A 22,175-nucleotide genomic window follows, 5' to 3' on the forward strand; every position below is an offset into this window, starting at 1 on the left:
GACACCGTACGAGACACAGCACGAGACGAGGGGCGGACCGGTGGCGGACATCGAGGAAGCGCGCAAGCAGTTCGATCGGATCGACACGGACGGGGACGGATTCATCACCGCCGCCGAGTTCAAGACCGCTCTGGCCCAGGGCGGGGACTGGAACGTCACCGAGGCGGTCGCGGAGGCCCTGATCAAGTCCCGCGACCTGGACGGCGACAAGGTCCTGTCCTTCGACGAGTTCTGGGCGCACTTGAGCAAGTAGGTCCGGAATAGCCCGCCCGTCCGGGTGGTTGGTGCCGATCATGCGGGTTCCCGCAGGGAACCGAAGCGGACATCGATCCCCGGAAGGGCGAGGCGAGCGGACATGAAGATCGGCATCATCGGCGCGGGCAACATCGGCGGGAACCTCACGCGGCGGCTCACGGCCCTCGGCCACGACGTCTCCGTCGCCAATTCCCGCGGCCCCGAGACGCTGAAGGAACTGGCCGAGGAGACGGGCGCGACCCCGGTGCGGGCCGCGGAAGCGGCGCGCGGCGCGGAGATCGTCGTCGTCACCGTTCCCCTCAAGGCCGTCCCGGACCTGCCGTCCGGCCTGTTCGACGGGGCCGCGGAGGGCGTGGCCGTCATCGACACCGGCAACTACTACCCGCGCCGGCGCGACGGCCGGATCGCGGGCATCGAGGACGAGGGCCTCACCGAGAGCCGCTGGACCGAACGCGCCATCGGACACCCCGTGATCAAGGCCTTCAACGGCACCTACGCCCAGGACATCCTGGACCGCCACCGTCCCGCCGGCGACCCCGACCGGATGGCGCTCCCCGTCGCCGGTGACGACGAGGCCGCCAAGCGGAAGGTCCGGGCGCTGATCGACGAGCTCGGCTTCGACACGGTGGACGCGGGCGGCATCGACGACTCCTGGCGCCAGCAGCCCGACACCCCGGTCTACGGCCTGCGCGGCGGCACCGAAGCGGTCACCAGGGCGCTGGCGGAGGCGTCCCCCGAGCGCAAGCCGGAGTTCCGGGGCTGACCGGGCGTCGCCCGGGGGCCGCCTAGGCGTTCCGCGCCCACTCGGCGAGTGACGACCTGCTGGGGAAGTCCGCGACGTTCTTGTCCAGCGGGTCGTCGGTGTACTGGTGGAAACGCCACGCGGCCTCGATGCGCGGCTTTCCGGCGGTGACGTAGTCGGCGATCCAGAGTCCGTCACCGGCGTACGACGTCGTGTCGGCGTTGAGCCAGAAATCCCGGTTGCAGTACAGGACGACGCGGTGGTCCGGCCGCAGCTCCTTCACCTCGCGGATGAAGCGGTCCTTCTCGGAGGCACCGGCCCGCGTCCCCCCGCCCGTCGTCTCCCAGTCGACCGCGAGGATGTCGCCCCGCTCCTGCGGGACCTTGCCCACGAAGTACTCGGCCTGGGCGGTGAGGTTCCCCGGCCACAGGAAGTGGTAGAAGCCGACGACCAGTCCGGCGTCCCGGGCCCGCTTCGTCTGGTCCGCGAGCCTGGGGTTGGTGTACGAACGGCCCTCCGTCGCCTTGACGAAGACGAAGGACAGGCCGTCGGTGTCGTAGGAGGACGACTGGTACGCACTCACGTCGATGCCGCGCAGCATGGAGCTCCCTGAGGTGCTGGTGGGGGGAGGGGAGTCGGATGGAGCATTCCCCGCCCCGGCGGCCGCGACCCGTCCGGCGGCCGGAAAGTTCCTCCCCGGGCGGCCCTGCGGCCCCTGAGACCCCTTGTGTCACTCCCGCGTCGCCTGCCCGTCATGCTCCGCTCACTTCGTACAGATGAACTAGCCAGAGAAATGGCGGTAGTTGCTGAACGTGAGAGAGCGCGGAGAGACGACATGGCCGAACCGGCCGAGCTGGTGGCGTTACCCGCGCCGATCGACACGCTCCTCACCGCCGCGGTCGCCCGGCGCTTCTACCTGGAGAACCGGTCGAAGGTGGAGATAGCCGAGGAGTTCGGCATCAGCCGCTTCAAGGTGGCCCGTCTCCTCGACGCGGCCGTCGCCCACGACATCGTGCGCATCGACATCACCGTCCCGGCCGAGATCGACGTACCGCTCGGCAGGGCGCTCGCCGAGAGGTTCGGACTCCGGCACGGCATCGTCGTCGACCTGGCCCGCAGCGAGGGCGGCACGACCGCGGCGGACGGGGGGCGGGGCGGCCGCTGGCTCGGTACGGCGGCGGCCCGGCTGCTCTCGGACATCGCCGAGGAGGGCGACGTCATCGGCCTGGACGGCAGCCTCGCGGCGGACGCGCTGAGCGAGGCGGTCACCCGGCTGCCGCCCTGCGACGTGGTCCAGCTGACCGGGGTCCACGGACGGGACCTCGCCCACGACAGCGCGATCGCCGCGGTCCGCCGCACGGCCGAGGCGGGCGGCGGCAGGGCGTTCCCGCTGCACACCCCCTTCCTGCTGCCCGACGCGGCGACCGCCGCCGTCCTGCGCAGCCAGCCCGGCACCGCCGAGACGCTGGACCGCTTCGGCCTGCTCACCAAGGCCGTCGTCGGTGTCTGCGCGTGGGACGCGCCGGGCTCCCCGATCTACGCCGCCCTCACCGAGCGGGAACGGGAGGCGCTCCGCGCGGCGGGTGCCCGCGCCGCGGTGGCCGGCCGGGTCCTGGACGCCGCCGGCCGGGTGCTGCCCACCACCCTCGACGCCCGCACGATCGCCGTCGGCGCCGACCGGCTCCGCAACGTCCCGGAGCGGATCGGCGTCACGGACGCCGGACCCGGCACCGGAGCGGTCCGTGCCGCCCTGCGCTCCGGACTGCTCACCGCGGTCGTCACGGACGCCACGACCGCGCGCCGCCTCCTCCGGCACGACGACCCGGGCGACACCACGCCGACAGCGGCACCGGCGTCCCCACGCACCGAACGAGGACACCGATGAACCGGCAGGACGAGCCGCTTCCGCCCGTTCCGGACGACATCCGTGAGGCGGGACGCCTCGCCCCCGACCACTGGCTGGGAGTGGTCGACCCGATGTGGTCGGGAGCCGGGAAACCCCCGGACTGGGCGACGACCGGACGGTGGCGGTCCGGACCCGACGGCGAGATCGTCGAGTGGGAGGACAACCCCGCCTACCGGCCGTCACCGCGCGCGCTCGGCTGGCCCGAACCGGAGGACGAGGTGGACCGCGCCGTCCAGCTCGCCTCGACCGGATACGGGCCCGGCGAGGCGGTGCCGGCGGCACTGGCGGGGCGGGAGGTGGCCGTGCTGACGGCACCCGACGGCGGCCCGCTGAGCGCGGCCGCCTCGGACGGGACGCCGGTGGTGCCGGTGTTCACCTCGTCGGTGTTCCTGCACACCACCGGGCGCTACGCCTTCGAACTGGTCCGCGTGGACGACCTGCTGGCCCGTGTCCCCGAGGGGCACGCGCTGTACCTGAACCCCTCCGCCACGGTGAGCATGCTGCTGGACCCCGGCGCCGTGCGCGACGCGGTCCGGGAGGACGCGGGGGAGCGGTCCCCGGCCGCTGCCGCCGCCGCCGTGGACACCGGCCGCGCCGGGGCGCGGCTGCTGACCGGGGCCGTCCACCCGGTCCGGGGGACGGACGCGTGAGCCGCTGGACGTCCGTGCTGCCGGGCCGGGGACGCGGGTCCCGCTCCGGCACGGGCCGCCGCGGCCCGGCGGACCCGGCCGGCGCGGCGGGCCCGGCGGGCGGCGCCCGCGGCGAGGTGAACCGCGGCCCCGGCGGGCCGCCCGTCGAGGACGTCGACGGCGTCCTGCTGGTGCGCGCGGTCGAGGACGACTCCTTCCCCCTGGACGTGGTGGCGGAAGTGGCCGGCGCCGTCGGCGCGGAGGCGGACGTCGTCACGGTGATCGTGGGCTCCGCCGCCCGGGACGGAGCGTCCGGCGCCGACCACTGGGCACGGCTGGGCGCGCTCCTCGACTCCCTCCGCGCGCGGGGCACCGACCGGATCCGGCTCGTCATGTCCGGCGCCGGCGACGACCGTCCGGACCGGCCCTGCGTCGCCCGCCGGATCGCCGACGCCTGGGAACTGGAGGTGACGGCTCCCGACGGGGCCGTCCTGATCACCCCCGGGGGCACGCTCTTCGTCCACGGCGACGCCCGTCCCGGGTGCGGCTGGTGGCGCTTCGCGCCCGGTGCGCGACCGAGGAGGCTGGGGCGGCGCGCCCCGGCGCCCGTCTGGGAGGAGGCGCTGGACGGGGTGCCCGAACGCACGGACGGCGGCTGTGTCGTGGACCGGGTCCCGGCAGGCGTGCGCATCCGCCCGGCCGGGGCCCCCGGACCCGGCCCCGACGACCTGAGCTTCTCCGTGCCCGTCGACGCCGAACGTCTCACGGTCCTGGTGGGGGCCCCGCAGGCGGAGGACGTCGCCGCCGACGAGGTGGCGGCCGTACTCGCGGGGCTGCCGGAGGCCGAGCGCGCCCGGTCCCGGCTCGCGCCCGGCGGGCGGCGCGATCTGCTGCGGCTCGGGCAGCAGGTCGCCGACCTGCTCGGCAGCGAGGTGGAGGTGCTCACCGGCCTGCCGCTGCTCGACGACCACGCACCGCCCGGGACACCCCCCAGGGCCACGCTGGTCGGACGGGACGGCCGGCCGACCTGGCGGCCGTTCGTGTCGTCCGTGGTCTGCGGGCCGGTGGACTCCGCGGGGCGGGCTCCCGTGCCCCGGCCGGCCGGGATCCACCCGCCCGACTGGATACTCGGCGGCGGCGAACCGGGGACGGTACGGCTCACCGACCGCTGGCAGGCGACGGTGACCCGGGCCGGCCTCGCCCTGTGGGCCCCGGACGGTCCCCGCCCCGGACCGGTCGGACCGGCCGTCGACCCCGAGGTGTGCGCCGTCGAACTGGGCATGCCGGGGCAGCCGTTGGACGACTCCCTGCTGCCCGCGCTGTCCCGGCTCCTGCGCGGCCTCGGCACCGGCGTCCGCTCCCGCACCACCCTGCTGGTCCGCGGCCGGCTCCTGGCGGGCGACGGCGCCCTGCGCCGCCTGGCCGCCGACCACGGCATCCCCGCCATCCGCTACGTCACCTCCGCCCGGCCCCCGCTCCCGGCGACGGCGGCGGGACCCGGCCGGCTGCCGTCGCCCGCCGGCACCCCGCCGGCTGCGGAGTCCGGCCGGTCTTCGTCGTCCGCGGTGGTCCGGCCGGTGCTGGGCGCGGGCGTCGGCGGGCCGGCACCCGCGGAGCCCGGTCGCGGCGCGCCGCCCGGTGCGGGCGGGGGCGGGAGCGGTCAGGGTGTCGGTGGCCCGCCGGCCGCGGAGTCCGGCCGGTCTTCGTCGTCCGCAGGGGTCCGGCCGGTGCTGGGCGCGGGCGTCGGCGGGCCGGCACCCGCGGAGCCCGGTCGCGGCGCGCCGCCCGGTGCGGGCGGGGGCGGGAGCGGTCAGGGTGTCGGTGGCCCGCCGGGCGCGGAGCACGGGCGGACGGCGCCGCTCGGTCCGGGGAGTGCCGAGACCGGCCGGACGGCGCCGCCCGGTGGCGTCGCTCCCGGAGCGGTCGAGGGCGTTTCCGCCGAGGCTGCCGCATCCGGTGCCGGGGTGGTGCGCCGGTCCGGTGAGGCGCCCGGCGGGTCGCAGGCCGCCGAGCCCGGCCGGCCCACGTCGTCCGGGGCCCTGGGCAGGAGGCCCGGCGCGGGCGCCGCTGCCGCGCGGGCCGGTGAGCCCGGCGTGCCGTCGCCCGCGAGGGGGCCCGCCGGCGCGTCCGCGGCTGCCGGGGCGTCCCCGCGGCCCCGGGCGGCCGCGGAGGCTCCCCGCCGACCGGCCACCGGCACCGGCGCACCCGTGCCGGCCCTGTCGCCGGAGCCCACACGGGCCGGCGAAGCCACGGCGGACGGGGAGTCCGCCGCCCCTGAGGGAGCGGTCGGGGTATCGCGCGAGGGCGCGGTCCCAGGGGCGGCGGAGCCCGAAGCCCTCGCACCCGCAGGGCTTTCGGAGTCCGGTCCGGAGGGGCGGTCGGTCGAGGGGACTGCGGCCGTCGCGTCGCCGGTGGGCGGTGCCGGTGCCGGGAGTGAGCAGGCTGCGGCGCGCTCCGAAGACGTGGCGGGTGGGGAGGATGCCGGCTCCGGGGAGACTGAGCGGGGGGCGCTCGGGCCGGTCGGGCTTTCGGAGCCCCGCCCGGAAGGGCCGGCGGCCGAAGGGATCGTGGCTGTCGCGTCGCCGATGGGCGGCGCCGGCGCCGGGAGTGAACCGGGGGTTTCCGGGGCCGATGGGGTGCCGGACGTCGGGGTGGCGCCGGGCCCCGTGGGGTCGCGGACCGGCGCTTCTGACGCGGCGCGCTCCGGAGCCGAGGGTGCCGCCGGTGAGGTGGGTGCGGGGGCCGCGGGACCCCGGGCCGGCGCTTCCGACGCGGCGCGCTCCGGAGCCGGCGGTGTCGTCGGTGGGCGTGCCGCGGGGGCGGACGCTGGTGGTGCGGGGGCGCGAGGGCACGGTGACGCGGCGGGCGTGTCCCGTACCGCCGCCCTGCCCTTCGCACCCGGGCACGTCAGCGGCGCCGCCGAACGTGCCGCGTTCCGGGACGCCGCCGCCGGCGCCTGGGAAGGGCACGCCGCCGCCGTGTCGCGGGTGCTCACCCGGATGCCCGCCCTGCGCGGCCACGAACTGGAGGCGGCCCGCACCGACCTCGTCGCCGCGCACGCCTACCTCACCGCCGAGGAAGGGCCGCTGCACCACCGCGAGTTGATCCGCGACCTGCACACCGGCGAGGGGCGCCTGCTGCCCTACGCGGGCTGTCTGGCGTCCGCGCTGCGCCGGCTGCCCTCCTACCGGGGGGTCGCACTGCGCGGCGGGGACACCGACGGGCCCGCACCGGCGGTCGGCACGCTGCTGCAGGACCCCGCCCCGGTCAGCGCCCTGGCCGGTTCCACGGCGCTCCCCGCCGGGGCTCCCGTGCGCTATGCGGTCTGGTCAGTGACCGGACGCAAGGTACGGGGGCTCCTCGACCGGCCCGGCGGCTCCCCGGACGCGTACGAGGAGATCGTCTTCGTGCCGGGGACCGGATTCCGGGTGCTGGGGGTACGGACCCCGCCGGCGGGCCCGCCCGTCGTGCTGCTGCGCGAGCTCCCCGGCAACGCGACCGCCTACATGGACGGGTCGCGGGAGCTGAGCGGGCTCGACCTCAAGGCGCTCGCGCACCTGGAGGAGGCGCTCGCCAAGGGCTTCCCCACGGGCGACGGCCCGCGGTGGCCGCAGCGCTGTTCCGGGCCCGTGGGCCAGGACGGATAGCCGGCGCGGCCCGTACCGCACGACCACCTGTCACCCCACAGTCCACACCGACAGACCGAGGAGAACGATGCCGAGCCAGAAGAAGCCGCCCACTCCCGACGGGCCCGACGCCACGGGCGGTCCGTCCGTCCGCAGGGCCGTCTCCCTCGGGTCGGCCGCCGCCGACCCCGGCCCGATGCCGGCACCGGCCGCCCGGCGTGCGGCCGCACCGGAGCCGGACGGGCGCGATGCCGAAGCACCGGAGCCGGCACGGCCGGCCCCCGGCACCGCCGGGAGCGCGGCCGCTGCCGTACCGTCCGCCGCCTCGGACGGTACGGACGGGGAAGCGGCCGAAAAGTCCGCCACCCCCGACAGCGCCGGTGAACCGGACGCCGCCGCCCGGGCGGAACCGGACGGCGGGACCCGTGGGGCGGCGCGGGCCGCGGGAGTCGGCGCGGCCGGCGCCGCCGGAGGAGCGGACGCCACCCCGACCGCCGCCGCCGCTGCCGCTGCGGGAGCGGACGGGCCCCCGTCGGGGAAGCCGAAGAAGCCGCTGCTCGCCGCGGCCGGCATCGCGGGCGTCGTCCTCCTCTCCGTACCGCTGCTGATCTGGGCCACCGACGACTCGCGGCAGAAGAAGGACGACGTGGCGGTCGCCGCCGGGGCCGACACCCTGCTCGAGGAGGACCCCCTGGAGGTGCCGAAGGGCGACTACGCCCCGGCGGAGCCCACGCCGGAGCCGTCGACGAGGAAGCCGTCCGCCGAGCCGAAGAAGGTCGTGGAGAAGGCGCCCCCGGCGGTGAGTTCGACGGCACCGGCCGGCGAGTCGCCCGGGGCGAAGGAGAAGAAGACGGAGAAGGCCGAGCCCCGGGTCGAGAAGCGCGAGGCTCCCGTGCTCCCGCCGAACACCGCCGCCTACGCCGTCCAGCGGCTGGCCGCGTCGAACCCCGGCCGGCACATCTGCTACCGGGTGCACAGGAAGGGGGCCGGCTGGACGAACCCGCGGTGCGACGGGGCCATGTCGGGCAAGGGGCTGCCGATCACGGCCATCAACATCGCGGTGGTCGGCGCCAAGAGGGTGTCCGCCAACGAGTACGTCCAGAAGGACGGGTGGACGACCCCGTGGTCGGGCGCGGCCGACGGGACGGACCTGACGCTGGGCAGCGACTCCCCGAACGCCCCGAACCTCAGCGGCTACGCCATCGGCGTCGACGACGGCAACGTCTGCCACCACCACAAGCTCGGCGGGCACGACTGGGGCGCCTACCTGTGCGAGTCGTCCCAGGGGTGGCGGTTCGGCGGGTCGCTGAACCCGGACGTGTGGCTGGAGAGCGTCAAGTTCAACCTCTGACGGGCGCGACAGCGCGGCGGACGCCCGCCGGCACCGGCCGGCGGGCGTCCGTCCTCACCGGGCCGGCCGCTGCCCCACCACCTGCCCTTCGGGCAGGTCCTCCGGCAGCAGGGTCGTCAGGTCGGCGAGGCTGGGAGACCGCAGCCCGCCCAGCCGGCGGGCCTGGCTCGTCATCATCGTCTCCAGCAACTGCCGGGCGAGCCGCGCGTTGCCGAACGAGCGGTCGCGGGGGATGCCGTCCACGTGGGCGCGCAGCGCCTCGACGGTGGCCTCGGCGCACTCGTACCCGGAGGCCTCGGCGTGCCGGGACACGATGGTGACCAGCTCGTCCGTGCTGTAGTCCTCGAACGTCACGAACTTGGAGAAGCGGGACGTCAGTCCGGGGTTGGAGGCGAGGAAGCGCTCCATCTCCCGGGTGTATCCGGCGACGACGACCACGATCTCGTCGCGGTGGTCCTCCATGAGCTTCAGCAGGGTGTCGACGGCCTCGCGGCCGAAGTCGTTGGACGAGCCCTCGGGCGTGAGGGTGTAGGCCTCGTCGATGAACAGCACCCCGCCCAGCGCGCTGGTGAAGACGTCCTTGGTGCGCTGGGCGGTGTGGCCGACGTACTGGCCCACCAGGTCCGCCCGCGCCACCTCCACCAGGGAGTCACGGGGGAGCACCCCCAGCGAGTGCAGGAGCCGCGCGTAGAGGCGGGCGACGGTCGTCTTGCCGGTGCCGGGCGGACCGCTGAAGACCAGGTGGTTGCTGATGCGGGGGGCGGGCAGCCCCGCCGCGATCCGCTGCCGGGCGTTGGTGAGCAGACTGACCAGGTCGGCGACCTCCCGTTTGACGGCGGCGAGCCCGACCATGGCGGTGAGTTCGGCCATCGGGTCGGACGCGTCGTCGGCGTCCTGGGCCGTTCCGCCGCCCACGGCCGCCGCCTCCGCGTCGCCGACGTCCTGCGGCAGCAGCAGCGTCAGGTCGTGCTCGGCCGGGTCGGTCATGGCCGCGAGCCGGAACGCCTGCCGGTCCACCATGTCCTCGAACACGCCCCGGGCCGCACGCCCGTTGCCGAAGGTCGCGTCGCGCGTCATCTGCTCGAAGCGCACGGCGAGGGCTTCCCGGGTCAGCGGCCCGAGCTCGAACTGGTGCCGGTGGCAGAGGCTCTCGGTGATCGTCACCAGCTCCTCCACCGTGTAGTTGCCGAACTCGATCGTGCGGGTGAACCGGGAGGAGAGGCCGGGGTTGGCGGTCAGGAACGACTCCATCTCCCCCGAGTAGCCGGCCGCCACCACGACCACGTCGTCGCGGTGGTCCTCCATCAGCTTCAGCAGGGTGTCGACGGCCTCGCGGCCGAAGTCGTTGGACGTCCCCTCGACGGTGAGGGTGTAGGCCTCGTCGATGAACAGCACCCCGCCCAGCGCGCTGGTGAACGCCTCGGTGGTCTTGATGGCCGTCCCGCCGATGACCTGGGCGACGAGATCGGCGCGGGCGACCTCGACCAGGTGCCCGCTCCTGAGCACGCCCAGGTCGGCGAGGATGCTGCCGTAGAGGCGGGCGACCGTGGTCTTGCCGGTGCCGGGCGGCCCCGCGAAGATCAGGTGCCGGCTCATCGACGGGACCGGCATGCCGAGCCGGCGCCGGCGTTCCGCGAGCTGGTTCAGATTGACCAGCGTGCTCACCTGGTGCTTCACGTTCTCCAGGCCGACGAGCGCCTCCAGTTCGGCCAGCGGGCCCCGCGGCTCCGGCTCCGCGCCCGGCCCGCCCGGGGCGCCGTCCTCGCCGGCCGGTGCGGCCGCGTCGCCCCAGCTGTCCGGCAGGCCGTTGTCCGCGCTGGTCAGCAGCTCGACCGTGAGCCGTTCGCCCGCACGGCTCTGGCGCAGTCCCGCGCCGCGGTTGTCGCGCACCACGCACCGGGTGAGGCCGACCGGCTCGGCACTGTCGACCCGTACGCCGTCGCCCGTGCTGCCGGAGATCTCGCAGGCGTCGAGGACGGCCCTGCCGCCTCGTGACACCTGGACGCCGTGGGCCCTCGACCCGTGCACCCGGACCCGTGTCAGGGTGATCTCCGCGCCGTCCCGCACCCCGATCCCGGCGTCCGCGCTGTCGCCGATCTCGCAGTCCCGCAGGGTGCCCCGGCCGCGTTCGCCGACGAGGAGGCCCGAGCGGGCGGCCGAACTCAGCACGGTGTCGCTGATCTCGGGGGCGGCGTCGTCGTCGATGCTCAGCGCGCAGCCGCCGGCGGACTCGATCGCGCAGTGTTCCAGGCGGCCGCGCCCGTCGTCGGTGAACTCGATGCCGTGACCGCCGGCGCCGACGACCCGGGCGTGGCGCAGCAGCGGGTCGGCGGCGGAGCGCACCGAGATGCCGACGCCCGCCGCGTCCAGCACCTCCAGGCGTTCGAACTCGGCCGTGGAGTCGTCCCAGAGCTGTACCGCCCCGGCCGGGTCGGCGCAGTCGCTCACCACGGTGTCCCGCAGCAGCGGGGCGCTGCCCTCCACGACCCGGACGGCGGCCTCGGCCGAGCCGTGGAACGAGCAGCCCTCCAGCGTTCCGCGCGAGCGGTCCAGGACGAGCAGTCCGCTCTTCTTGGTGCGCCGTGTGACGCATCCGCGCAGGTGCGGGTCGGCTCCGGCGGAGACGACCACGCCGCTCTGCGCGATGGACTCGAACGACGTCTCGTCGATCTCCGGGCGGGACATGCTGGTGACCAGCAGGCCCACGGAGGTGTGGTGGACGCTGCACCCGACCACGCGGGTGGAGCTGTGGCCCTCCAGGGCGATGGCGGGTTTGTCGGTGCCGGAGATGTCGCAGCCCTGCACGGTGCCCCGGGCCTCGCCGTTCGCCAGGACGCCGTTGGCCCGCGCGCCCCGGATGCGGCAGTCGCGGACCAGGGGGCCGGCGGTCTCCCCGATGACCACGGCCGAGGTGCCGAAGTTCTCGAACACGCAGTCCTCGACGACGCTCTCGGACTCCGAGGAGTCGACGAGTCCGGCGCCGCCCGGGTTGCTGACGCGGCAGCCGCGGGCGGCCAGCGAGCCCTTGCCGCGCACCAGCAGCGCCGTCCATCCGGAGCCCGTCACGGTGCAGCCGTCGAGGGCGGCCTGGCCGGCCGGTACGTCCACGACCGCGGCCTCCTTGTCGCGGCCCCGCAGCGTCAGCGAGCCGAGCATCACCGCGTCCGCCATGAGGGTCACGGCGGTGCCGTCCCGCGGGCAGAGCTCGACGGTGCCGGGCTCGCCCTCGCCGACGATCGTCACCCGGTGACGGATGACGAGGTTCTCGGCGTAGCGGCCGGGACGGACCCGGATCACGGCCCCGGTGCGGGCCTGCTCCAGTGCCTCACCGATCGTCCGGAAGCCGTCCGACCGTTCCGGACCGACCGTGATGATGTGACGTGCCACGCCTCGAACCTCCTTGTGCTGCCGTGCCGTTGGCGTTGGTGCGCCGTACATTTCGTGTGCTTATCATGCGGTTCATGTGGAATGTGATGAGACGCCGGAGTGCGGGGCTCGTGCCGGCGGTCGCCGTGCTCCTGTCGGTCACCTCGGGGCCGGCCCTCGCCGCCCCGCGGGCCGCCGACGGGCCGGGCGCCACGCTGCTGCCGCCGCTGCCGGTCCGGCTCGGCGAGGACAAGCCGTGCACCGGGGCCTCGGAGCGGACGGCCACCGGGGCGGCCTGGTCGCAGACGGCGCTCGGACTCTCCCGGGCCCAGCGGATCTCCCGAGGCGACGGGGTGACCGTCGCGGTGGTCGACACCGGTGTCGCCTCCGGCGTCCCCAGCCTGTCCGGCAGGGTGCGGGCCGAGGGCGGGGCGGACGAGGACTGCGTGGGGCACGGCACGTTCGCCGCCGGCCTGATCGCCGCCGCACCGGAGAAGGGCAGCGGCATCACGGGGGCCGCCCCGCGCGCGGAGATCCTCGCCCTGCCGGGCACCGACGACCGCGGGGTGCCCTCCGTGGCGCGCGTGGCCGCCGGCATCCGCACGGCGGCGGACCGCGGGGCGCAGGTCATCTACGTCGGCCAGGCCCTGCGTACCGGCAGGGCCGAACTCACCGCGGCCGTCGCCCACGCAGCCCGGCGCGACGCGCTGGTCGTCGCCCCGGCCGCGCCGGACGCCGTGCCCCGCGAGGACCTCGGGCCCGGGGGTGCGATGCCGGCCGGCCCGTACTGGCCGGCCGCCGCGCCCGGCGTGCTCGCCGTGGTCGACTTCGGCCCCGGTGGCGTACGGCAGGACGGCGCGCCGCCCGCCCACGCGCCCGACCTGTCCGCGCCGGGCAGCGAGATGGTCAGCGTCGGCCCCGGCGGCGCCGGCCACTACATCGGCTCCGGTGCCTCGCTGGCCGCCGCGGGCGTCGCGGGGACCGCCGCGCTCGTCCGCGCCTACCATCCCGGACTCACGGCGGCCGAGGTCACCCGCCGGCTCCTCGGCACCGCCTACCCGTCGGACACCCCCCGCCTGGACCCGTACGCGGCCCTGTCGCTGATCCGGGACGACACGAGGCCCCGGGCGCAGGCCCCCGCCCCCGCCCGGATGCCGCCCCCCGCCGACCCCGCCCCCCGCCACCGCGCCCTGACGATCGCGGCGGCCGGCCTGGGCGCGGTGCTCCTCCTCGCGGCCCTCGCCGCGGTCGTCCCCCGGGGCCGCACCCGCAACTGGCGCCCCCCTACGGCCCTGTAGAAACACCCCCTCCACGCCCACGGCCGGCGGCCGCACCCCCGCTCCGTCGGCCGGCCCCGCGCCCGCTACCCCCTCCGCCCCCGCGGGCAGTCGTGCCGCCGGGGCGACGGGGGTGCCCCCGCCGGAGCGGAGCCGGGAGTGGGGGCGGGCGGGCGCGACGGCACCCCGGGGACGCCGGACGGTGCCCCCCGCCCCCGGCCGGCCCCTGCGGGGCGCACCCCGCACACCCCGGCCCGCCCCGCCCGGACGCCTCACGACGCGTTCTCCACGAGCCCCGTCTGCACCTGCAGGGTCTTGCGCCGGGCGATCCGCACCGCCCGCCCCGGAATCAGCTCCCGGCCCTTCACGCTCCCGAAGAGGTACCCCTCGCTCGGCGGACACGACAGCAGCAGCCCCGGCGTGTTCACCTCCTGCAACCGCCGCAGCAGCGCCTCGTTGAGCCCCCGCCCGGCGCCCGCCGACGACCGCGCCACCACGAGGTGCAGCCCCACCTCGTGCCCCAGCGCCAGGTGGTCGAGGAGCGGGGCGAACGGCTGCGTCATCGGCCCGCCGCCGACCATGTCGTAGTCGTCGACCAGGACGAACAGCCGCGGTCCCTGCCACCAGTCGCACAGCCGCATCCGTGACGGAGCGATGTCCTCCCCCGGCACCCGCTGCTTGACCGCCCGCGCCGCCCCGTCCACCAGGTCCCGCAGCATGTCCAGCGACACGGCGTGTCCCAGCCGGTACGCCTCGGGAACGCTCTCCACCAGCTCCCGCCGGTAGTCCACCGTCATGATCCGCGCCTCGGCGGGCGTGTACCGCTCGGTGATGCCGCGCGCGACCAGCTTCAGCAGGTTCGTCTTGCCGCTCTCCGTGTCGCCGACCACGATCAGGTGCGGGTTTTCGGTGAAGTCGTGCCACACGGGGGCGAGTTCGTTCTCGTCCAGCCCGATCGCGATCCGCAGTCCGAGCTCGCCCTCCGCCTCCGGCAGCTCCCCGGCCGGCAGCGTCGACGGCAGCATCCGCACCCGCGGCGCGGTCGGCCCCGTCCAGTTCTCGGCGATCGCGGCGACCAGCCCCGCCACCCCGTCGGCGAGGTCGTCGGCGTCCTCGACTCCGTCGACGCGCGGCAGTGCCGACAGGTAGTGCAGCTTGTCCGGGGTCAGCCCCCGCCCCGCGCTGCGCGGGATCGTCGCCGCCTTCCGGGAGTCGATCTGGGAGTCCATCGGATCCCCCATGCGCAGCTCCAGCCGGGTCCCGGTCTGGTCGCGCACCGAGGACGACAGCTCCACCCAGCGGGCGGTGGTGACGATCAGGTGGACGCCGTAGTTGAGCCCGCGGGCGGCCAGCGCGTTGAACGTGGGGATGTGCCGGTCGAAGTCCTGGCGGACGGTGGCCCAGCCGTCGATGGCCAGGAAGACGTCCCCGTGCGGCTCGTCGGGGAACTCGCCCGCCGCCCGCCGCTTGCGGTACGTCGCCATGGAGTCGATGCCGTGCTCCAGGAAGAACCGCTCCCGCCGGGCGAGCAGCGTGGTGACCTCCGCGATCGTACGGCCCACCCGCTCGGTGTCCACGCGGGCCGCGACGCCGCTCATGTGGGGCAGCCCGTCCAGCGAGGCCAGCGTGCCGCCGCCGAAGTCCAGGCAGTAGAACTGCACTTCGCGCGGGGTGTGGGTGAGCGCGAGCGCGGTGATGAGGGTCCGCAGCAGCGTGCTCTTGCCGCTCTGCGGGCCCCCGGCGATGGCCACGTGGCCGCCGGCCGCCGACAGGTCCACGGTCAGCAGGTCGCGCAGCTGGTCGAAGGGCCGGTCCACGACGCCCACCGGCACGGTGAGCCGCCCCCGCAGCGGCCAGTCGGCCGTGGTCAGGCCGTGGCGCGGATCGGGTGCCAGCGGCGGCAGGATCTGGTCCAGGGTGGCCGGCCGTCCCAGCGGCGGCAGCCACACCTGGTGCGCGGGCGGTCCCGCCCCGCGCAGCCGGTCCAGCGCCACCGACAGCAGCGTCTCCCCGCCGCCGTCCCCCTCGCCCTCCGGCTCGTCGGGCTCGCCCGCCGGATCCGGGTCCGCGGGCGCGCGCGGCACCACCCACTCGGCCGTCCACGGCACCACCTGCCGCGCCACCTGCGCCTGTGCGACGGCCCGGCGCCGCCGGTACGGCCCCGAGACGTAGGCGGCCCGGAACCGGGTGAGCGCGTCCACACCGCTCTTGAGGAAACCGGCACCGGGCTGCGCGGGCAGCTCGTAGGCGTCCGGCACCCCGAGCACACCCCGGCTCTCCATCGCGGAGAACGTCCGCAGACCGATCCGGTACGACAGGTGGCTCTCCAGCTGGTGCATGCGGCCCTCGTCCAGCCGCTGCGAGGCCAGCAGCAGATGCACCCCGAGACTGCGCCCGAGCCGGCCGATCATCACGAACAGCTCCATGAAGTCGCGGTGCGAGGCGAGCAGTTCGCTGAACTCGTCGACCACCACGAACAGGCTGGGCAGCGGCTGCAACGGCGTCCCGGACTGCCGCGCCTTCTCGTACTCCAGCGCGGAGGTGTAGTTCCCGGCGGCGCGCAGCAGTTCCTGGCGCCGGATCAGCTCCCCGTGCAGGGCGTCCTGCATCCGGGCGACCAGCGCCACCTCGTCGGCCAGGTTGGTGATGACCGCCGAGGTGTGCGGGAGCTCGTCGAGACCCAGGAAGGTGGCGCCGCCCTTGAAGTCGACGAGGACGAAGTTCAGCGTCTCGGAGGAGTTGGTCAGCGCCAGCCCCAGCACCAGCGTGCGCAGCAGCTCGCTCTTGCCGGAGCCGGTCGCGCCGATCAGCATGCCGTGCGGTCCCGTACCGCCCTGCGCGGACTCCTTGATGTCCAGTTCCACGGGCCTGCCCTCGCCGCTCACGGCGATCGGCACCCGCAGCCGCGCGCCGCCCCTGGAGCGCTCCCACAGCGTGGCCGGGTCGTGCCGGTGCAGGTCGGGGATGTTCAGCAGCGAGGTCAGCTCGACGTCGTCGGCGAGCGGCTTGGAGTCGTCGCCGCCCACACTCATCCGGTAGGGCGCCAGCAGCCGGGCGAGCGCCAGCGCGCCCACCGTGCCCAGCCGGTCGGGCCGGCCGAGGACCGTCGACTGCTCCTTGCGGTCGCGGTCGGTGCGCACCAGCGCGACCCCGCCCTCGTCCACCTCCAGGCGCAGCGTGGTCCGCCCCGGCTTCCACGCGAGCGCCCCGGTGAGGTCGAGCACCACCGCGTTGCGGAAGCCGGTCCCGTCGAAGCGGTGCCCCGCCGGCACCGTGCAGCCGTCGATCACGACGACCGTGTACGGCTCCTCACGCCCCGGGACCGCGTCGGGGTCGGCGGCCGGCCGCTCCAGGAACTCCGCGCCGAGCAGGTTCTCCAGCTCGGCGAAGGCCGAGGCGATCATGCGGGCGGGCCCGGCGCCGTCCTCCTCGTGCCGGTGCAGACCGTGCGGCAGCCACTTCGCCCACTCCCACTGCGCGCGCCGCTCGTCCGAGACGCACAGCGCGATCCACAGGTCGTCGGGGGAGTGGAACACCGCCAGCTGTGCGATCAGGGCGCGCGCCTGGGCGCGTACGCGCTCCTCGTCGCCGCGGAACAGCACCTTCGACCAGGCCCGCAGATAGATGGCGATGGGCTGGTCCCGGACGGTGGAGTAGGCCCGGGTGAAACTGCGCAGCGCGTGCGCCGACAGCGGCTCCAGATCCTCGACGGGCTTGGTCGACAGCGGCGTCAGCCTCATCGCGAGCCGCTGGTCGCCCACCCCCATGCGCACCTCGGCGAAGTCCTCGTCCGACGCCCGCCGCTCCCACAGTCGGGTGCTGCGCACCAGCGAGGACAGCGCGTCCGGATCCGGGTGGCGCCAGGCGAGGGCCCGCTGCTGCTCCACGACGGACGCCCGCACCACACGCCGGGTCTGGCGCAGGTAGCGCAGGTAGTCGCGGCGCTCGCCCTTCAGGCGCTGCTTGCGCTCACCGTTGCGGCGCATGACCTGCCCCAGCATCATCCCCGCCGACGCGATCACCATCACCCCGAGCGCGATGTAGATGAACCCGCCGCTGTCCCGGCTCATCCCCGGCCGCATGAACATCAGCATCATCGAGACCGACATCAGCGCCATCGGCAGATACGTCCACACCGCGGAACTGTCCGGGACGACTTCCGGAAGCGTCGGCGGCTCCTGGAGACTCAGTTCCCCCGACGGCATTTCCGGCCCTTTGCGGCGGGCCGGCCGGCGGAACAGGATCACGCTCAACGAACGTCCTCCTCCATGATTTCGGAAGGAATTCCGGGGAAACCCCGCGGGAACGGCGCGGGTCACTGGTAAAGGGTCAGATTCCCGCGCGAGGGCGGCGGGAGAATGTCCACGGGGTGCCGTGAAGCTGAACTCATCGCGTGGTGTTGCGAAAAGCCCGGCGTCCGGTCAAACTCGTCGGCGCATGCCCCGTCCGACTATTCCGTCGCGTTCGGCGACCGGCCGGTGTGCCGCTGCCACCTTCCAGCCACCGCGCATTCCGTGGCCCGCCAGAGAGTGTGAATCCCGAACCCATGACTGAGATTCAGGCGGCAAGCCTGTGCCGCGTCACCGTACGTGCTCCGGCCAGGACCGTCGACCTGGCCGTGCCCTCCGACGTCCCCGTCGCCGATCTGCTGCCCACAGTGATCGCGTACGGAGGGGACGACCTGGAGGAATCCGGCCTGGAGCACGGCGGTTGGGTGCTCCAACGCCTCGGCGGTCCGCCGCTCGACCCCGAGAGTACCTTGGACTCCCTCGGTCTGCGGGACGGAGAGGAGCTTCATCTTCGGCCGCGCACCGAGGAGTTGCCGGAGGTCCACATCGACGACCTGGTCGACGGCATCTCCGACGGCATGGCCCGCAGACCGCACGGCTGGAGCGCTGAGGCGGGCCGGCGGCTGCTGCGCGGACTGGCCGGGGCCACCCTTGTGCTGGGCCTCGTGCTGCTGGCCGTTCCGGGCACGGCGGGCTGGGTACGGGCGGTCGCCGCCGCGGCCGCGGGGCTGCTGCTGATCGCCGGGGCGGGCGCCGCCTCCCGCGCCGTCGGGGACGCCGGAGCGGGCTCGGTGCTCGGCCTGACGGCGGCCCCCTACTTCGCGCTGGCGGGCTGGCTGCTGCCGGGCGGCGACCTGGGCGGCGCCGGCGGCGAGGCGGTCCTCGGCGCCCGGCTGCTGGCGGCGTCCGCGGCCGGCGGCGCGGGCGCGGTGCTCGCGCTGGCGGCCGTCGGGGTGTACCCGGCGCTGTTCATCGGCGCGGCCTCGGTCGCGGCGGCGGGCGCCCTCGGTGCCGCCCTGATCACGCTGGGCCTGGACCCGGGGCAGGCGGCCGGCGTGGTGGCCGTCGTGGTGGTGCTCTTCGGCGGGTTCGTGCCGTCCCTGTCGTTCCGGCTGGCCGGCATGCGGATGCCGCCCCTGCCGACCAACGTCCAGCAGCTCCAGGAGGGCATCGACCCGTACTCCTCCTCCGACGTCGACGCGCGGTCGGCGCTGGCGGACGGCTGGATGACCGCCCTCTACGGCGTCATCGGCCTGGTGTGCCTGCCCTGCCAGGCGGCTTTGCTGGCCCGCCCGGGACTCGCGGAGATCCTCACCGTCGTCGCCCTCTCCCTGCTCCTGCTGCTGCACAGCAGGGGCCTGGGCAACGTGTGGCAGCGGCTGGCGCTGACCGCCGCCGGGGCGTGGGGCGTGGTCCTGCTGCTGCTCGTCTCCGCGCGCTCCCTCGCCCCCGCCGACCGGCTCGCCCTGACGGCCGGTCTCCTGGGGCTGGCCGCGGCGCTCACCATCGCCTCGTGGACCGTGCCCGGACGGCGGCTCGTCCCGTACTGGGGGCGCGCGGCCGAACTGCTGCACTCGCTCGCCGCCATCAGCATCCTGCCGCTGACGCTCTGGTCGATGGGCGTCTACGGCCTGATCCGCGGCATCAACGGCTGACCGGGAGACACGGCGACATGCACAGCAAACGCGACCAGGTACAGGCGCATCTGTTCATCATGGGACGGCTGGCCTCGGCGATGCTGCGGGCCGAGCCGGACTCCCCGGAGAGCCCGCTGGGCCGGACCAACCGCGGCGCCGCGATCGGCGTGATCGTGGCCGTGCTGGTGTGCGCCGGGGCGTTCGTCTTCGGGCTGCTCCGGCCCGGCGGCAACGACTCCTGGCGGTCGGGGGAGAACCTGGTCGTCGACAAGCAGACCGGCGCGCGCTACCTGTACCTGGACGGGCGGCTGCGCCCGGTGCGCAACCACGCCTCGGCCCGGCTGGTCAACGGCGGGGACATCGGCGTCACCACGGTGGGCACGGCCTCCCTCGCCGGCACCCCGCACGGCACCCCCGTCGGCATCCCGGACGCGCCCGAGGCGCTGCCCGGCACCGGCGACCTGGACCACGCGCCGTGGCTGGTCTGCTCCGGGATCCTTCCCAGGACGACGGGCGTCGTCACGGCGACCACGACCCTCGCCCTCGGCACCGACGCCCCGCAGGACGTGACCGGCGGCCGTCGGCTCGGCGGGGACGAGGGCCTGCTGGTCGCGGGCCCGGACGACGCCACGTACCTGCTGTGGCAGGGCAGCCGGCTGCGCCTGGACGAGCGGGCGAAGGCGGCCGGGGCGCTCGGCTACGGCGACGTCACCCCCCGGCCGGTGTCCGCGGCGTTCCTCGACGCCTTCCCGCTGGGCCCCGACCTGGCCCCCGCCGACGTGCCGGGCCGGGGCGAGAAGGGCCCCGAACTGGCCGGGCGGGCCACCAGGATCGGGCAGCTCTTCCGGGTGGACGTCCCCGGCTCCGACGCCCGCCACCACCTGCTCACCCGGGAGGGCCTGGTACCGCTCACCGACACCGGGACGGCGCTCCTGCTGGGCGACCCGCGCACGCGGGAGAAGGCGTACGGCGGGGGCCCGGCGACCGTCGGGACGCTCGGCGCGGACACCCTGGCCGGGCGCCTGGCCCCCGGCACGGAGAACCCGGGTGCGGCGGGGCTCCCCGCGCGGCCGCCGGAGGCGGCCACCGTGGCCGCCGGCTTTGTGGCCTGCGCCGAGGTCGACTCCACGGACTCCGGTGTGCGGGTGGGCACGTCGGTGCTGCCCGGGGACGCACTGCCCCCGGCCGTGCAGCCGCCGGCGCCCGAGACCGAACCGGGCTGCCTGAAGGTCGACGCCATCGCCGTGCGGGCCGGGAAGGGCGCGCTGGTGCGGGCGTCGAGCGCGAGCGGCAGCGCCCTGGGCGACACCACGTACCTGGTGACGGACGAGGGGGTGAAGTACCGGCTGCTGTCCCAGGAGGCGGTGAAGGCGCTGGGCTACGAGGCCGCCGGGGCGCGCACGATGCCGGCCCCGATGCTGGCGATGCTGCCCAGCGGCCCGGACCTGACGCCCGAGGCGGCGGCGGAGGGACGGGCCCGGGTGACGCTGCGGTGCCCGGGGCCGTAGCGGCTGTCGCGGGGTGACCGGCCGGCGACCCCCAGGGAAATTCTTGGCATCCCCGTGGTCACCTCACGTCAATCCGGGAATGCGGCGACGTCACCGTGGCGTCGCCGGCGTCCGTTCTGTCCGGCCGTATTCACCATTCCGCTCACCTGAGCGGCGTGAATGCGAGGACATTGCTCAACTGAGCCCGCGGTAATGGATTCTCGCCGTTCGGTGGGCAATTGCCAAACAAGTTGAGGCCTGCATAGCATCTGGCCGTCCCATGGCCCCGCGAGTCGGTCGCGAACGCGGGAACACCCTGTCTGCCCACGGGGTGACATGGGGGCCGCAGCCCGGTGAGTTCCACCGATAAGGAGTTTCCACATGGCCATGCAGCAGTCCGAGGAACGCGCCACCCGAAATGGGATCATGGCGCTGGAACAGGCCTTCACCGGTGTTCAGCGCTGTCAGCAGGACGTCCAGTCCACGTCGCACACGCTCGCCTCGAATTACGGGGGCGTGGACGGCGGAAAGTACAAGAAGCTGCTGGAGCAGTGGGACGAGCACGTCGACACCATCCTGATCAACCTGGACCGGATGGTCGACGAGCTCAACGGCACGCTCCGGGAGCACGGGCTGGTGCAGGGATCCACCAGCGACGCGATCGACGCGGAGTACTCGCGCTCCACGCAGGTGTTCGACGAGCTCAACGGCACCAACACGTCGTCGAACTGATCCCCGGCGCACCCGCGGGCCGCCGACTCCCCTTCCCCCTCTCGCCGTTCTCCCGATGGATCGAGGACTCCGATGGACTTCTCCGACGGCTACATCTACGTCGACTACAACCACGCCGAAGGCGCGGCGGACGACATGGTCGGCCAGTCCCAGGCGATCATGAGTATTCTGGCCAACCTGGAAATGGAACTGGCCGAACTCCGCAACAGCTGGATCGGTGACGACAGGGACGTCTACAGCGAGGTCCAGGCGAAATGGGACAACGCTGTCGAGAACATCAAGACGCTGCTCGCCAACCACTCCGGTCTGCTCACCGAGATCTCCGGCAACTACCGCTACACGGAGCAGAACCTGTCGCAGCGGTGGGGCGACATCAGGATCGGCAGCCGCTGACGCCGGCCGGTGACGTAAGGGTGAACGCATGGCCGTCACGGTCCTCGACAGCACGTTCCTGAAGAACTTCATCAACCACCACATCGACGGCTTCCGTACGAGCCTGGAGAACATCCTCAAGGACAGTCCGACCGCCGGACCGGCGATCTCGTTCATCGCGGAGAGCATCTCGACCACCACGATCCTGTCCGCCAAGCCGCTCGTCATCGGTCCGATGGCGGACGAGAACAGCGTGGTCGGCGGGGGCGCCCTGAACAAGGTCATCCGGGAGGGCGCGGGCGAGGTCGAGCGGATCCTGGAGGACCAGACGGTTCTCTTCGAGGACCTCGAACAGGCCCTGTGGGACACGATCGACGAGCTGGCCAAGGCCCAGGGCAAGAATCTCGAGAACATCACCGCGGACGAGTTCATGGACATCTTCGAGGATGTCGACAGTGATCTCGACAATCCGGGTGGCGGCGAAAAGGAAGAGTAGCGGAGTTCGG

At 74.7% G+C, this 22,175-nt stretch carries 15 protein-coding genes; 12 read left to right on the forward strand and 3 right to left on the reverse strand.

Going from position 1 to position 22,175, the window contains the following annotated elements:
- The first annotated feature begins 40 nt into the window (after window positions 1–40).
- Entirely contained in the window at window positions 41–253 is a 213-nt protein-coding gene (locus IE172_RS16170; protein ID WP_190097949.1) for an EF-hand domain-containing protein, read from the forward strand.
- Between the two features lie 75 nt (window positions 254–328).
- On the forward strand, window positions 329–1,018 hold the full coding sequence (locus IE172_RS16175) for an NADPH-dependent F420 reductase (protein ID WP_368858550.1): 690 nt from the start codon (window positions 329–331) through the stop codon (window positions 1,016–1,018).
- 22 nt (window positions 1,019–1,040) lie between these two features.
- On the opposite strand, the gene IE172_RS16180 is transcribed toward IE172_RS16175, so the two are convergent.
- Window positions 1,041–1,598, reverse strand: coding sequence for a glycoside hydrolase family 25 protein (locus IE172_RS16180; protein ID WP_190097951.1), 558 nt, complete (start codon window positions 1,596–1,598; stop codon window positions 1,041–1,043).
- 234 nt (window positions 1,599–1,832) lie between these two features.
- Here IE172_RS16180 and IE172_RS16185 point away from each other — a divergent pair, with 234 nt between their 5' ends.
- The 4 genes from IE172_RS16185 to IE172_RS16200 all read left to right on the forward strand — a co-directional run bounded on the left by IE172_RS16185 (window position 1,833) and on the right by IE172_RS16200 (window position 8,509).
- Window positions 1,833–2,882 (forward strand): sugar-binding transcriptional regulator, encoded by a 1,050-nt coding sequence (locus tag IE172_RS16185; protein WP_190097952.1) that lies wholly within the window; start codon window positions 1,833–1,835, stop codon window positions 2,880–2,882.
- Window positions 2,879–3,553, forward strand: a complete 675-nt coding sequence (locus IE172_RS16190; protein ID WP_190097953.1) for a type VII secretion system-associated protein — start codon at window positions 2,879–2,881, stop codon at window positions 3,551–3,553. The genes IE172_RS16185 and IE172_RS16190 overlap by 4 nt, the downstream gene beginning before the upstream one ends.
- Entirely contained in the window at window positions 3,550–7,179 is a 3,630-nt protein-coding gene (locus IE172_RS16195; RefSeq protein WP_190097954.1) for a hypothetical protein, read from the forward strand. The genes IE172_RS16190 and IE172_RS16195 overlap by 4 nt, the downstream gene beginning before the upstream one ends.
- A 67-nt stretch (window positions 7,180–7,246) precedes the next feature.
- Window positions 7,247–8,509 carry a hypothetical protein gene (locus IE172_RS16200; RefSeq protein ID WP_190097955.1) on the forward strand — a complete coding sequence of 421 codons (1,263 nt, stop codon included), beginning with the start codon at window positions 7,247–7,249 and terminating at the stop codon, window positions 8,507–8,509.
- A gap of 54 nt (window positions 8,510–8,563) precedes the next feature.
- Here IE172_RS16200 and IE172_RS16205 read toward each other — a convergent pair whose 3' ends face one another.
- Window positions 8,564–11,896, reverse strand: a complete 3,333-nt coding sequence (locus IE172_RS16205; RefSeq protein ID WP_190097956.1) for a right-handed parallel beta-helix repeat-containing protein — start codon at window positions 11,894–11,896, stop codon at window positions 8,564–8,566.
- Between the two features lie 74 nt (window positions 11,897–11,970).
- On the opposite strand from IE172_RS16205, the gene IE172_RS16210 reads away from it, so the two are divergent.
- On the forward strand, window positions 11,971–13,173 hold the full coding sequence (locus tag IE172_RS16210; protein WP_229886119.1) for a S8 family serine peptidase: 1,203 nt from the start codon (window positions 11,971–11,973) through the stop codon (window positions 13,171–13,173).
- 251 nt (window positions 13,174–13,424) lie between these two features.
- Here the strand turns inward: IE172_RS16210 and eccCa are convergent, their stop codons facing one another.
- Window positions 13,425–17,399, reverse strand: a complete 3,975-nt coding sequence (gene eccCa / locus IE172_RS16215; RefSeq protein ID WP_190098174.1) for a type VII secretion protein EccCa — start codon at window positions 17,397–17,399, stop codon at window positions 13,425–13,427.
- 299 nt (window positions 17,400–17,698) lie between these two features.
- On the opposite strand from eccCa, the gene eccD reads away from it, so the two are divergent.
- The 5 genes from eccD (at window position 17,699) to IE172_RS16240 (ending at window position 22,165) form a co-directional block, all read left to right on the forward strand.
- Window positions 17,699–19,096 carry a type VII secretion integral membrane protein EccD gene (gene eccD, locus IE172_RS16220; RefSeq protein WP_190097957.1) on the forward strand — a complete coding sequence of 466 codons (1,398 nt, stop codon included), beginning with the start codon at window positions 17,699–17,701 and terminating at the stop codon, window positions 19,094–19,096.
- A 17-nt stretch (window positions 19,097–19,113) separates the two neighbouring features.
- Window positions 19,114–20,586 (forward strand): type VII secretion protein EccB, encoded by a 1,473-nt coding sequence (gene eccB, locus IE172_RS16225; protein WP_190097958.1) that lies wholly within the window; start codon window positions 19,114–19,116, stop codon window positions 20,584–20,586.
- A gap of 360 nt (window positions 20,587–20,946) precedes the next feature.
- Window positions 20,947–21,297 (forward strand): hypothetical protein, encoded by a 351-nt coding sequence (locus IE172_RS16230; protein WP_159535891.1) that lies wholly within the window; start codon window positions 20,947–20,949, stop codon window positions 21,295–21,297.
- A 72-nt stretch (window positions 21,298–21,369) separates the two neighbouring features.
- The gene (locus IE172_RS16235; RefSeq protein WP_189559631.1) at window positions 21,370–21,690 is read left to right on the forward strand and encodes a WXG100 family type VII secretion target; all 321 of its coding nucleotides are present in this window, start codon (window positions 21,370–21,372) and stop codon (window positions 21,688–21,690) included.
- 28 nt (window positions 21,691–21,718) lie between these two features.
- Complete coding sequence (locus IE172_RS16240; protein ID WP_190097959.1) at window positions 21,719–22,165, forward strand: type VII secretion system-associated protein; 447 nt, start codon at window positions 21,719–21,721, stop codon at window positions 22,163–22,165.
- The last annotated feature ends 10 nt before the right edge of the window (window positions 22,166–22,175 follow it).

It is taken from the genome of Streptomyces griseoflavus (assembly GCF_014649995.1).
GTDB classification, from domain to species: Bacteria; Actinomycetota; Actinomycetes; order Streptomycetales; family Streptomycetaceae; genus Streptomyces; species Streptomyces griseoflavus.